The organism is Amycolatopsis pittospori, assembly GCF_013870525.1.
GTDB classification, from domain to species: Bacteria; Actinomycetota; Actinomycetes; order Mycobacteriales; family Pseudonocardiaceae; genus Amycolatopsis; species Amycolatopsis pittospori.
Window position 1 is genome coordinate 134683 of record NZ_JACBXD010000009.1, and the last position, 11102, is coordinate 145784.

The 11102-nt window shown below is 69.0% G+C and carries 14 protein-coding genes and 1 pseudogene; 8 read left to right on the forward strand and 7 right to left on the reverse strand.

Features of this window, described 5'->3' with window-relative positions:
- Window positions 1-40: 40 nt before the first annotated feature.
- Window positions 41-475, reverse strand: coding sequence for an Lrp/AsnC family transcriptional regulator (locus H5J31_RS07630; protein ID WP_328701408.1), 435 nt, complete (start codon window positions 473-475; stop codon window positions 41-43).
- A gap of 115 nt (window positions 476-590) precedes the next feature.
- Between H5J31_RS07630 and H5J31_RS07635 the strand changes: the two genes are divergently transcribed.
- Window positions 591-1451 (forward strand): NAD-dependent epimerase/dehydratase family protein, encoded by an 861-nt coding sequence (locus H5J31_RS07635; protein ID WP_181771757.1) that lies wholly within the window; start codon window positions 591-593, stop codon window positions 1449-1451.
- A 2-nt stretch (window positions 1452-1453) separates the two neighbouring features.
- Window positions 1454-2281 (forward strand): aldo/keto reductase, encoded by an 828-nt coding sequence (locus tag H5J31_RS07640; RefSeq protein ID WP_181771758.1) that lies wholly within the window; start codon window positions 1454-1456, stop codon window positions 2279-2281.
- 1 nt (window position 2282) lies between these two features.
- On the opposite strand, the gene H5J31_RS07645 is transcribed toward H5J31_RS07640, so the two are convergent.
- Window positions 2283-2897, reverse strand: a complete 615-nt coding sequence (locus H5J31_RS07645; protein WP_181771759.1) for a LysE/ArgO family amino acid transporter — start codon at window positions 2895-2897, stop codon at window positions 2283-2285.
- Between the two features lie 66 nt (window positions 2898-2963).
- On the opposite strand from H5J31_RS07645, the gene H5J31_RS07650 reads away from it, so the two are divergent.
- Window positions 2964-3842 carry a LysR family transcriptional regulator ArgP gene (locus tag H5J31_RS07650; RefSeq protein WP_181771760.1) on the forward strand — a complete coding sequence of 293 codons (879 nt, stop codon included), beginning with the start codon at window positions 2964-2966 and terminating at the stop codon, window positions 3840-3842.
- 38 nt (window positions 3843-3880) lie between these two features.
- The gene (locus tag H5J31_RS07655; RefSeq protein ID WP_181771761.1) at window positions 3881-4468 is read left to right on the forward strand and encodes an HhH-GPD-type base excision DNA repair protein; all 588 of its coding nucleotides are present in this window, start codon (window positions 3881-3883) and stop codon (window positions 4466-4468) included.
- Here H5J31_RS07655 and H5J31_RS07660 read toward each other — a convergent pair whose 3' ends face one another.
- Genes H5J31_RS07660 through H5J31_RS07670 form a run of 3 tightly spaced genes read right to left on the reverse strand, consistent with a single transcriptional unit; the run spans window position 4469 to window position 6318 of the window.
- Complete coding sequence (locus H5J31_RS07660; RefSeq protein WP_181771762.1) at window positions 4469-5032, reverse strand: GNAT family N-acetyltransferase; 564 nt, start codon at window positions 5030-5032, stop codon at window positions 4469-4471. It abuts the gene before it with no gap.
- 37 nt (window positions 5033-5069) lie between these two features.
- The gene (locus H5J31_RS07665; RefSeq protein WP_181771763.1) at window positions 5070-5714 is read right to left on the reverse strand and encodes a spermine/spermidine synthase domain-containing protein; all 645 of its coding nucleotides are present in this window, start codon (window positions 5712-5714) and stop codon (window positions 5070-5072) included.
- A gap of 22 nt (window positions 5715-5736) precedes the next feature.
- Window positions 5737-6318, reverse strand: coding sequence for a TrmH family RNA methyltransferase (locus H5J31_RS07670; protein WP_328701409.1), 582 nt, complete (start codon window positions 6316-6318; stop codon window positions 5737-5739).
- Window positions 6319-6358: 40 nt separating this feature from the next.
- Between H5J31_RS07670 and H5J31_RS07675 the strand changes: the two genes are divergently transcribed.
- Window positions 6359-6547: a DUF1918 domain-containing protein gene (locus tag H5J31_RS07675; protein WP_181771764.1), complete on the forward strand. Its 189-nt coding sequence runs from the start codon at window positions 6359-6361 to the stop codon at window positions 6545-6547.
- A 3-nt stretch (window positions 6548-6550) separates the two neighbouring features.
- Here the strand turns inward: H5J31_RS07675 and H5J31_RS07680 are convergent, their stop codons facing one another.
- A complete protein-coding gene (locus H5J31_RS07680; protein WP_181771765.1) occupies window positions 6551-7720 on the reverse strand; it encodes an MFS transporter in 1170 nt (389 codons plus the stop codon).
- Between the two features lie 275 nt (window positions 7721-7995).
- On the opposite strand from H5J31_RS07680, the gene H5J31_RS07685 reads away from it, so the two are divergent.
- Window positions 7996-8310 carry an ArsR/SmtB family transcription factor gene (locus tag H5J31_RS07685; RefSeq protein ID WP_181771766.1) on the forward strand — a complete coding sequence of 105 codons (315 nt, stop codon included), beginning with the start codon at window positions 7996-7998 and terminating at the stop codon, window positions 8308-8310.
- Window positions 8311-8504: 194 nt separating this feature from the next.
- Window positions 8505-9677, forward strand: a complete 1173-nt coding sequence (locus tag H5J31_RS07690) for an MFS transporter (protein WP_181771767.1) — start codon at window positions 8505-8507, stop codon at window positions 9675-9677.
- A gap of 19 nt (window positions 9678-9696) precedes the next feature.
- Here H5J31_RS07690 and H5J31_RS07695 read toward each other — a convergent pair whose 3' ends face one another.
- A complete protein-coding gene (locus H5J31_RS07695; protein ID WP_181771768.1) occupies window positions 9697-9996 on the reverse strand; it encodes a DUF3017 domain-containing protein in 300 nt (99 codons plus the stop codon).
- A gap of 117 nt (window positions 9997-10113) precedes the next feature.
- Here H5J31_RS07695 and H5J31_RS07700 point away from each other — a divergent pair.
- A pseudogene (locus H5J31_RS07700) lies at window positions 10114-11102 on the forward strand (hypothetical protein); the annotation flags it as partial.

Consider the following 11102-nt stretch of genomic DNA (forward strand, 5'->3'; position numbering starts at 1 on the left):
AGGACAACGATCAGACTTCCCCGTCACTTCTTGTGAACGGTCACAAAGGCAGGAGAACGCGGCGTTCGATCGGACTGGACATGACGATCGACGTCGTCGTGGAGCCCAGCGCGGACAGGTCTTCGAGGAGGTCTTCCAGATGAGAGGTGTCGCGGACGGCGATCTTGAGGATCCAGCAATCCTCCCCCACCACGTGGTGCAGTTCGAGGATTTCGGGGCGGTCCATGATCTTCCGCGCGCGCGGATGCCGGATGGTGAACCCGCTGTGCGGCGCCATCCGCACGAACGCCCGCAGTCCGTGACCGACCCCGGACGGCGACACGAGCGCCGCGTAGCCGGTGATCGTGCCGTCGGCTTCGAGCCGTTTGACGCGCTCGCCGACGGCCGCCGGGCTCAGCGACACACGTCGGCCGAGTTCACTCAGGGTGATACGCCCTTCCTCCTGGAGGAGTTCGAGCAGTCGTCGGTCGATCACGTCCAGTGAGCTTTCAGCGGAATCGCGATAAGGCCGTTGTTCTTTCAGTGATTCGGCCGATCCACCCATGATTTCCCCTTCTTGGACCTGGATCGCCACCGTAACACTTGTGGACATGAAGAAAGTGCTCGTTCTGGGCGGGAGCCGGTACTTCGGCCGTGGGGTGGTCGAGAGGCTGCGCGACGCCGGACTGGACGTCACCGTGCTCAACCGCGGATCGACGCCGGCGCCGTCCGGTGTCGCCCACGTGATCGCCGACCGCGACAACGGGTGGGGGCTCGCGGCCGCGCTGGGCTCCCGTTCCTTCGACGTCGTGCTCGACCAGGTCTGCTACACCCCGGTCCAAGCCGCCATCGCGCGACGCGTGATCCGCACGGCCCGGTACGTGATGACGTCCACGATCGAGGTCTACGACCAGGTCCGGACGGACGCCCCGATGGCCGAATCGCTGGTCGCTTCCACCCCTGTCGACCTCGGACTTCCTTGGCACGAAACGGATTTCCTCGAAGCCCACTACGGCGAGGGCAAGCGGCAGGCCGAGACGGTCTTCGCCGCCGGAGACGTGCCGTTCGCGTCCGTGCGGGTCGCGCACGTCCTCGGCGGCGACGATTTCACCGGCCGCCTGCGGCAGTACGTCGAACGGCTGGACGCGGGCGGCGCCGTCGATGTCCACGCGAATCCCCGGCCGGCGACCTTCATCCATGAGCGTGAGATCGCGGACTTCCTCGCCTGGGCCACGATCGAGGACTTCATCGGTCCGGTCAACGCCGGCTCGCACGGCGAATTGTCCGCGCTGGACATCGCCCGCGCGGTCGCGATCGAACCCCGATTCCGGATCGTCGAACAGGACGCCTCGCCGTTCTCCTTCGATCGCTCCACCGTTCTGGACACCTCTCGCGCGACAGAGCTCGGTTTTTCCTTCTCCACCACTACCGACTGGCTCCGCGAGGCCGTCGAAGAGATCCGAAGGGCTTGAGAATGCGTTACCGCACCATCGGCGACATCGAGGTCAGCGCGATCGGGCTGGGCGGGATGCCTCTGTCCATCGAAGGCCGTCCGGACCGAGCCCGCGCCATCGCCACGATCCACGCCGCGCTCGACGCCGGCGTCACGCTGATCGACACGGCGGACTCCTATCACTGGCACGCGGGCGAAATCGGCCACAACGAGGAACTGATCGCCGACGCGCTGGCCACCTACGGCAGCGGTTCGGACGCGGTCCTCGTCGCGACCAAGGGCGGCCGTGGCAGGCCCGGTGACGGCTCGTGGACCGTGACCGGGACGCCCGCGCACCTCAAGAGCGCCTGCGAAGGTTCCTTGAAGCGGCTCGGCGTCGACGCGATCGGGCTGTACCAGCTGCACAAGCCCGACGAGAACGTGCCGTGGGCCGAATCCGTCGGCGCCATCAAGGAGCTGGCCGACGCAGGCAAGATCCGGCTCGCCGGAGTGTCCAATGTGTCCAGTGCGCAGATCCTCGAAGCGCGCGAGATCCTCGGCCGGAAACTGGTTTCCGTACAGAACGAGCACTCGCCCGCGGTTCTGGTGCACGAGCCGGAACTGGCGTTGAGCACGGAACTCGGGCTCGCCTACCTCCCCTGGGGGCCGCTCGGCGGAATCGGCGCGGCCTTCCACTCGGTGGCGGACGAACACGGCGTCAGCCCGCAGCGGGTCTGTCTGGCTTGGCTGCTCGCGAAGTCACCGTCGATGATCGCGATCCCCGGCTCGACAAGGCCCGCGACGATCCGCGATTCGGCGGCCGCGGCCGATCTCGTGCTCACCGCCGAGGACCTGGCCCGGCTGCCCTGAGTCAGGCGCTGGCGACCATCGTCACGCCGAGGGCGATCATCGTCGCGGCGACCAGGCCGTCCAGCATCCGCCACGACGACGGCTTGCGGAAGAACCCGCTGAGCAGGCGCGCGCCGAAACCGAGCACGAGGAACCAGATCACGCTGGCCAGCACCGAACCGACACCGAACGCCCACCGGCCGCCGCCGTGCCCGGCGGCGATCGCGCCGAGCAGGAGCAGGGTGTCCAGGTAGACGTGCGGGTTCAGCCAGGTGAGCGCGAGCGTGGTCAGCACGATGCGGCGCAGCGATCCACCGGCGTCCGGGCCGCCTGTCTCCAACATCGACGGCTTGAACGCGCGACGGGCGGCGAGGGCGCCGTAGCAGAGCAGAAAGGCTCCGCCGACCAACGCGGCGATGGTCAGTACTTCGGGCGAAGTCCCCATCAGTGCGCCGACCCCGCCGACGCCGAGGCTGACCAGGATGGCGTCCGAGAAGATGCAGATCAGCACCACCACGAGCACCGCTTCCCGGCGGATGCCCTGGCGCAGGACGAAGGCGTTCTGCGCGCCGATCGCGACGATGAGGGCCATGGTGGCGCCGAAGCCGGCGGCCGCACTGAAGAAGACGTCACCCATACGAAGAACACTAGGAACCTCGACGTCAACAGTACAGCTAAAGATTCTTACGTAACATTAGCGCTCATGATGTCAGATCTGCCCCTCGACCTGGTCCGCACGCTGCTGGCGGTCGCCTACGAAGGCACGTTCGACGCGGCCGCCTCGGCCCTGCACGTGACCCCCTCGGCGATCAGCCAGCGCGTCAAGGCGCTCGAACAGCGCACCGGACGAGTGCTGCTGATCCGCACGAAACCGGTACGCCTGACCGAATCCGGGCAGGCCGTCGTGCGCTTCGGCCGTCAGCTGGCGCTGCTGGAGGCCGACACGCGAGCCGAACTCGGCCTGACCGCGGGCGACGAACCGGTCCGGCTGCCGATCGCGGTGAACGCCGACTCGCTGGCGACGTGGTTCCTGCCCGCGCTCACGCGGGTGCCACCCGAGCAGAAGATCTGCTTCGAACTGCACCGCGAGGACCAGGACCACACCACGACCCTGCTGCGGGAGGGGCTGGTGATGGCGGCCGTGACGTCGTCGCCGGATCCGGTCGCGGGCTGTTCGGTGCACCGGCTCGGACACATGCGCTACCTGGCCGTCGTGAGCCCTCGCCTCGGGACGGACCTCGATCTCGCCGAAGCCCCCGTCGTCGTCTTCGACCGCCGTGACGACCTTCAGGACCGCTTCGCCCGCGAGCGCGGCACCATCGCGAGCTCGCTGCGTCACTACGTCCCGTCGTCCGAAGGGTTCTTCGACGCCGTCGCGGCCGGGATGGGCTGGGGCATGGTGCCGCTCGCCCAGATCGGCGACCGCTTGCGCGATGGGCGCTTCGCCTGCCTCGACGCGGACCACCCGATCGACGTCCCGCTGTTCTGGCAGCAGTGGAAGCTCGACTCCCCCGCGCTGGCGGCGGTGTCGGAAGCCGTCACCACCGCGGCCGCCGACCTGCTGGTCGACCCACACGGATGAGGACGCGCACGGCCGCGCGTTCGTGAGATCCTGGGCGCATGACGCGCGCATTGCACCTGGTCGGAGACGAGGAAGCGGACCGGCTGCTGACCGAAGACCCGTTCGCGCTGCTCGTCGGGATGCTCCTCGACCAGCAGTTCCCGATGGAACACGCGTTCCGGGGCCCGCAGAAGATCGCGGACCGGATGGACGGTTTCGACCTGAAGAAGATCCACGCGATGGACACCGAGACCTTCGTCGAGCTGTGCGTGGTCCCGCCCGCCATCCACCGCTACGGCGGTTCGATGGCCAGGCGGGTGAAGGACCTCGCGGAGCACGTCGTCGAGCACTACGACGGTGACGCCGCCGGGATCTGGACGGCCGGACGGCCGAAACCGGACGGCCCCGAAGTCCTCAAGCGACTCAAGGCCCTGCCCGGCTTCGGCGACCAGAAGGCGGCGATCTTCCTGGCGCTGCTCGGCAAGCAGCTCGGCATCCAGCCCAAGGGGTGGCGCGCGGCCGCCGGCTCGTACGGCGACCGCGGCTCGCGGCGCTCGATCGCCGACGTCGTCGACACCAAGACCCTCGGCGAGGTTCGGGCGTTCAAGAAGGCGGCGAAGGCCGCTGCCAAGGCTCCGGCGAAGTAGCTACTTCGCGGCTCCCGGCCACGGTCCCGGCGTCTCGGCGGGCAGTTCGTCCTGCTCGACTTCGGTGCGGAACAGCCGGAAGCCGCGTGCCTGGTAGTTCTTGAGCGCGGCCGGGCCGTCGGTGGTGCAGGTGTGGACCGTGACGCGGCTCGTCGCCGTTTTACCTGGCCAGCGCTCCGCCAGTGCCCAAGCTTCCCGCAGAGCGACGGTGAGCAGGTGTCCGCCGAGGCCCTTCCCGACGAAGGACGACATCAGGCCGAAGTACGCGAGTTCGACTTCGCCATCCGCGCTGCCGTCGAGTTCGAAGTAGCCGCACGGCGTCCCCTGCGCGTACGCGACCCAGGTCTCGACGCCCGGCCTGTCCAGCCATTCGGTCCACTGCCGCCACGTCCAGCTCAGCCGGTCGATCCAGAACCAGTCGCCGCCGACGGCCGTGTACAGGTACCGGTTCAGCTCCGGGCTGACCAGTTCGGCACGAGTGATGGCCACCGGGACGGCGGGCGGTTTCGCCGCGCTGAGGTCGTCCGGCGAGGTCTGCTCGAGGTGCCAGGTCGTGATCTCCATACGGCGATCATTTCAGGCAGACCCGCGGCGACGTCCGCTACCTGCGGGCGAACCACAGGACGTCCGGTTCCCCTTGCGGCACGGGGATCTTCAGCTCACGCACCTCACCGAACCGCGCCCGCAGCCGCTTCGCGAAAGCCGGAACCGCCTCGGCACTCCAGACCCCGAGCACCCCGCCCGGCCTCAGCCGCGCGGCGAGCATGTCGAGACCGTCGTTCTGGTACAGCTTCGCGTTGCCGTCGGTGACCGTCCATTCAGGACCGTTGTCGATGTCGAGACACAACGCGTCGAAGCGCTCTTCCGTCCGTCGCAACCATTTCACCAGATCGGCCTCGACGACGGTGACCCGTTCGTCGGCGAGGGCGTCGTCGTGGACGTCCTTGAGCGGACCCTCGCGGTTCCAGCGGATCACGGCGGGTTCACGCTCGACGACCACGACGTCGCCGACGCCGGGGTGATCCAGCGCGGCACGCAGCGAATAGCCGACGCCGAGGCCGCCGATGAGCATCCGCGCCTTGCCCGGCACCAGATCCGCCGCCACCGAGACCAGCAGCCGTTCCGATTCACCGTTGCGGGTGTCCATCAGGAAGACGCCGTTGGCGATGACCTCGAAGTCTTCGCCCGCGCGGCGAAGCACGAGTTCGCCGCTCCTCCCGTCCACCACGTCGAGTACGTCGGTCATCCGGGCAGCTTATCCACGTCGCTCACAGCAGGCCCGCCAATTTGTACAACACGAGACTGCCGGCCACGGCGACGTTGAGACTCGCGCCGGTGCCCACCATGGGGATCTCGACGACGGTGTCGAGAAGGTCGAGCGCTTCCGGTGGAATGCCCTGCTGCTCATGGCCCAGTACGGCGATGGTCCGTCCGCGCGCGGACGGGAGATCGGCCAGGCGCACGGCTTCGTCGGCGAGTTCGACGCCGACTATCGCCGTGCCCGCAACCCGTTCCCGCGCGAGCCAGCCCGGCGGGTCGTGCACCCAGTGCACACAGGCCGGGCGCCGCAACGTGTTCCCGCGGCGAAGCGCCTCCGGCACCCACGGAAACCGCGGTACGGCAAGGCAGGCACCTACCGCATCGCAGGTGCGTAGGAGCGTGCCGAGATTCGCGCCGTGCAACGGCCACAGCGGGGCCGCGACGAGATGTCCCCAGCAGCGGTGGGCTTTTTTCCTTCTGGCCGCACGCAGTTCCGAGGGCGTGCGGACCCGGATCGACGGGCTCACCGGACGTGAGGCGTCGCGCCTCCAAGGATTTCGAGGATCATGACGACACTGTAGCGGGATCACCTCCGACGCTCCTAACCTTGGAGCGTCGGAGGTGGTTCACATGCACGCGACCGTCGGAGACGAGATCCACGTGCACGGACGCACGGTGGGTTCGGCTTCACAACGAGGCGAAATCCTCGAAGTACGCGGCGAACACGGCGCTCCGCCGTATCTCGTCCGGTTCCGGGACGGACACGAAGGACTCGTCTATCCCGGCCCTGACTGCGAAGTCGAGTCTCGCGCCGAATAGCCGTTACTCGGCCGGCACGGGCTGCCTCACGCGGGCCCGCCAGCCCACCACGACCACGGCCGCGCCCGCCGCGGTCAGCACCGCGGCGATCTCCGGCAGCAGGAGCGGTCCGCCGCCGGTGAGCACCGCTCCGCCGACGACGCCGGAAAGGCCGACGCCGAGGTAGATCGCGGACGCGTTGAGCGAGAGGACCAGTCCGGCGTTCTGGCGGGACAGTTCGATCAGCCGGTGCTGGATCGGCGGGTTGATCGACCAGGTCGCCAGACCCCAGAGGAACAGCACGACGGCCGCGCCCGCGACGCTGGTCGCGACCAGCGGCAACATCGCGAGCACCACGGTGATCCCGGCGAACACGACCAGCAGCGGCCCGCGGGCGCCCCAGCGGTCGGTCGCGCGGCCGCCGAGGACGTTGCCGAGCGCGCCGCCCGCGCCGTAGACGAACAGCAGCAGGCTCACCGTCGTGCCGTGGACGCCGGCCGTCGCGAGCAGGACCGGCGAGATGAACGTGTAGACGGAGAAGGCGGCGAGGCAGCCGAGGACGGTCGCGCCGAGCATCGCGAGTACGCGCGGGTCCTTGGCGACGGTGAACCGCTCGGACAGGCGGACCGGAGGCGGCGCCGGGACGGCGGGCAGGACCAGCCGGACGGCGATGGCGCCGAGGAGCGAGAAGGCCGCGACGAGCGCGAAGACGGCCTGGTAGCCGATGCTCTGCGAAAGGACGCTGCCGAGCGGGACGCCCAGGATCGTCGCGATGGTGAGCCCGCCGAAGACGAGGGCGACCGCGCGGCCGCGACGTTCGGGTGTGGTGAGTTCGGCGGCGACCGCGCTGGCCGCCGGGGTGAACACCGCCGCGCCGATCGCGGTGACGACCCGGGCCAAGAGCAGGGTCACGTAGCCGGGGGCGAGAGCGGCGAGGGCGTTGCCGATGGCGGTGACGACGAGAGCGGCGACGAGGAGCGTGCGGCGCTCCCATCGGCCGGTGACCGCGGCGAAGAGCGGTGAGCCGACCGCGTACGCGATGGCGAAAGCGGTGACCAGCTGAGCGGCGGCCGTCTCGGAGACCCCGAGCTCGCCGGTCAACGCGGGCAGTAGCCCGGCGACGACGTACCCGCTGGTGCCGACCGCGAAGGTGCCCAGTGCCAGCACCGAGGTCCTAGGTGGCGCGAAAGTCATGAATCCCCAGATCCAGACCCTTTACGCCCGCTTCCCGCTCACGGCCAGATCGCGTTTAGCCCGCGGAAGTCGCTCCGGGCCCCGGTCGCCCAGGTGCCGCCCAGATCGCGATTAGCCCGCTAAACGCAGGTCGGTGCGGCAGGTGCCCGGCCGGGGCCGGATCGCATTTAGCCCGCTGAAGGCGCGTGGGGTCGTTGTTCGATGGTTGTCGTAGTTCGATGCTGACCGTACTACGATCTCACGGGAAGTTCGAGGGGCGTCGTACTATGGACTTCATGGCCGCGAACCAGCAGTACGTCTATCCCGAGCCGGACGAGATCCGGATCGAGGCGGTCCTCGCCGCGCTCGCGGACCCGGTACGGCTCGACATGGTCCGGCAGCTGGCCGACGCCGGCACCGAGATCTCGTGCAGCGGATTCGACGTCGCCGTGACCAAATCCACACTCACCCACCACCTGCGCACCTTGCGCGAAGCGGGCGTCATCATGGGCCGCCAGCAGGGCACGGCGCGCTACAACTCCTTGCGCCGCAACGAACTCGACGCCCTCTTCCCCGGCCTGCTCCAGGGCGTGCTCGCCGCCCGCCGCTGAGGGTGGGCAGCCTCACCCGAAACCGGGATGACAAAGGCGCCCTTGATCCGTTGAACTGGGGGCAGGGCAGCTCGTCGACGCACGCGCCGAACGCGCTGTCCTCCTTTGTGTCCGAGACCTAAATCGATTCAGGCTCCCATCCGCGACGGTGGGCGAGTAATCGTTTACTCAGTACGACCCTCGAAAGGAGAGCCGTGCCCGTCGCGCTGCTCGCGCTCGCCATCGGTGCCTTCGGCATCGGGACCACCGAATTCGTCATGATGGGCGTGCTGCCCGAAGCCGCCAAGGATTTCGGCGTGTCGATCCCGTCCGCCGGTTACCTCATTTCGGGTTACGCACTCGGCGTCGTGGTCGGAGCCCCGCTGCTCACCGCGGCCGCCGTGCGCCTCCCGCGCAAGACCATGCTGCTCGCGATGATGGGGCTGTTCACGCTCGGCAATGTCCTCTTCGCACTGTCGCCGAACCAGGAGTTCGGCGTCGCCTTCCGCTTCCTCGCCGGCCTGCCGCACGGCGCGTTCTTCGGCGCCGGAGCGGTCGTCGCGTCCAGCCTGGCGAAGCCGGGTGAACGCGCGAAGGCCGTCTCGATGATGTTCATGGGCCTGACGCTGGCCAACGTCGTCGGCGTACCGCTCGGGACGCTGCTCGGCCAGAAGGTCGGCTGGCGCGCGACCTTCGGCGTCGTCGCCGTGATCGGCCTGCTCGCCATGGCCGCGATCGCGAAACTGGTCCCCCACCAGGGCAAACCCGTCGAGCCGTCGCTGCGTGGCGAACTCGGCGCGTTCCGCCGCCCGCAGGTGTGGCTCGCGCTCGCGATCGTCACCTTCGGCCTCGGCGGTGTGTTCGCCTGCCTGTCCTACATCGCGCCGATGCTGACCGACGTCACCGGCTACTCGCCGTCCAACGTCACCCTGCTGCTCTCGCTGGCCGGGGTCGGCATGACGATCGGCAACTACCTCGGCGGCAGGCTCGCCGACAAGGCGCTGATGCCGAGCCTCTACGTCTCCCTGATCGGGCTCGCCACGGTGCTGGCGATCTTCACCTTCACCGCGAACGGGAAGGTCGGCGCCGCGGTGACGATCTTCTTCGTCGGCCTCGCCGGCTTCATGATCGGCCCGATGATGCAGGCCCGGATCATGGAGAAGGCGGGCGGCACGCCTTCGCTGGTCTCCGCCGCCGTCCAGTCGGCCTTCAACATCGCGAACTCCATCGGCGCCTACCTCGGCGGCCTGGTGATCGCCGGCGGGTTCGGCCTGGTCGCGCCCAACTGGGTCGGCGCGTCGCTGGCGGTGCTGGGGCTCTCGCTGGCCGTCGTCTCGGGCGGCCTCGACCGTCGCGAGGCGAGGCTCACCCCGGCCATGGCCTCCTGACCGGCCGCCGACGGTCCTCTCAGGACAGGGGACCGCCGGTGATCGTGAAGGCGATGAAAAGGATCAAGACAGAAAGCGCGCCATAAGTGAGGACGTCGACAGGCTTGCCCCGGATCGCCAGGAGCCCTGCCTTGGCGTCGGGCAGGACCGCCCTCAGCAGACCCGCGAGCATCAGCGCCCCGCCGATCAGCGCCGCGCCCTGACGCCAGTGGTACTGGCCGATCCGCAGGGCGGCGACGGCCACCACCAGCATCACCAGCAGGAACGGCAGGTGATGGAGCAGTGCCCCACGGTCACGCCGCTGTCCGGCCACCGCCATCAGTCCTCGTCCTTCGGGGTCTCGCGGGCAAATCGATTCACTCCGCCAGTATCCCGGGTGAGTAACCGGACAGCAGGTCAGGGCGTCTTCCGGGCTGTCAAGAGCGGTAAAACCCACATGCAGGGTGCACACGGGCCCGGATACGGTCAAAATGTGACCGTGGCACAACCGACGACTCAGTTGAACGCGACCGAGCAGGACACCCTGGTCAAACAGATCGGCCTCGCCCTGCTGCGGGCCGCGCCGCGCGATTGGCGAAAGGTGAGCGCCGAGTACCGAGCCGTCGGCAGGTACCACGAGATGACCGGCGAGATCATCACCGAGGACGGCACCTCGCACGAGTGGGTCGCGACGCACGACATCGCGACGCTGTTCGGCAGGCTCCGTGCCGGGATGTACCGCGACGGCCGCGGCACCTGGTTCAACGCGCGCTACCAGCTCGACCACCCGTCCAGCTACAACCTCGAGTACAACCGCGACGAGCCCACCTGGCGCCTCGCGCCGCCTCCCCAGGCACTGTCCGACGAACTGCGCATGTTCCCCCGCTCCGAGGAGAACGTGCCCGAATGGCTGATCCGGCGCATGTCCGGCCTCGGCCCCGAACAGCCCGGGCCGCATTTCCGTATCGCCCGCATCTTCGACACCATCGGCCCGGCCGGGCGCCCGGTGATCAACCGGCCCGATCTGGAGATCGAGGAGCAGGACAGGCTGCTCGAATACCTCGACCACGCGCCGCTGGTGGTCCCCGAGCGCGGCTACGACATCGACAGGCTCGCGCAGACCCCCGAGGCCACCGTCCCGGTCGCCTTCCACAGCGACGGCCAGTGGATCTGGCCCGCCGCGGTCAACTTCTACCTGCGTGAGTACGGCGTCTCCCCGGAACTCGACCTGATCGAGCACGTCCGGCAGAACGGTTTCACGCAGCCCGAGGTCGACGAACCGACGCGTCAGGCCGCGGCCGGATACCTCACCCGGGGGAACCAGCCACCGCAGCAGCGTCCGGGCGGTCCCGGTGGACCCGGTGGTCCGGGAGGACTCAACGGCGGCCCTGGTGGCCCCGGTGGGCCGCCTCCGCAGGGTCCGCCGCCGAACGGCCCTGTGCCGCC

What these genes read in the sequence shown, in the direction of transcription:
- H5J31_RS07635 (WP_181771757.1), top strand. Translation starts at nt 591, where the DNA reads ATGAAGAAAGTGCTCGTTCTGGGCGGGAGCCGGTACTTCGGCCGTGGG.
- H5J31_RS07640 (WP_181771758.1), top strand. Translation starts at nt 1,454, where the DNA reads ATGCGTTACCGCACCATCGGCGACATCGAGGTCAGCGCGATCGGGCTG.
- H5J31_RS07645 (WP_181771759.1), bottom strand. Translation starts at nt 2,897, where the DNA reads ATGGGTGACGTCTTCTTCAGTGCGGCCGCCGGCTTCGGCGCCACCATG.
- H5J31_RS07650 (WP_181771760.1), top strand. Translation starts at nt 2,964, where the DNA reads ATGATGTCAGATCTGCCCCTCGACCTGGTCCGCACGCTGCTGGCGGTC.
- H5J31_RS07655 (WP_181771761.1), top strand. Translation starts at nt 3,881, where the DNA reads ATGACGCGCGCATTGCACCTGGTCGGAGACGAGGAAGCGGACCGGCTG.
- H5J31_RS07660 (WP_181771762.1), bottom strand. Translation starts at nt 5,032, where the DNA reads ATGGAGATCACGACCTGGCACCTCGAGCAGACCTCGCCGGACGACCTC.
- H5J31_RS07665 (WP_181771763.1), bottom strand. Translation starts at nt 5,714, where the DNA reads ATGACCGACGTACTCGACGTGGTGGACGGGAGGAGCGGCGAACTCGTG.
- H5J31_RS07675 (WP_181771764.1), top strand. Translation starts at nt 6,359, where the DNA reads ATGCACGCGACCGTCGGAGACGAGATCCACGTGCACGGACGCACGGTG.
- H5J31_RS07680 (WP_181771765.1), bottom strand. Translation starts at nt 7,720, where the DNA reads ATGACTTTCGCGCCACCTAGGACCTCGGTGCTGGCACTGGGCACCTTC.
- H5J31_RS07685 (WP_181771766.1), top strand. Translation starts at nt 7,996, where the DNA reads ATGGCCGCGAACCAGCAGTACGTCTATCCCGAGCCGGACGAGATCCGG.
- H5J31_RS07695 (WP_181771768.1), bottom strand. Translation starts at nt 9,996, where the DNA reads ATGGCGGTGGCCGGACAGCGGCGTGACCGTGGGGCACTGCTCCATCAC.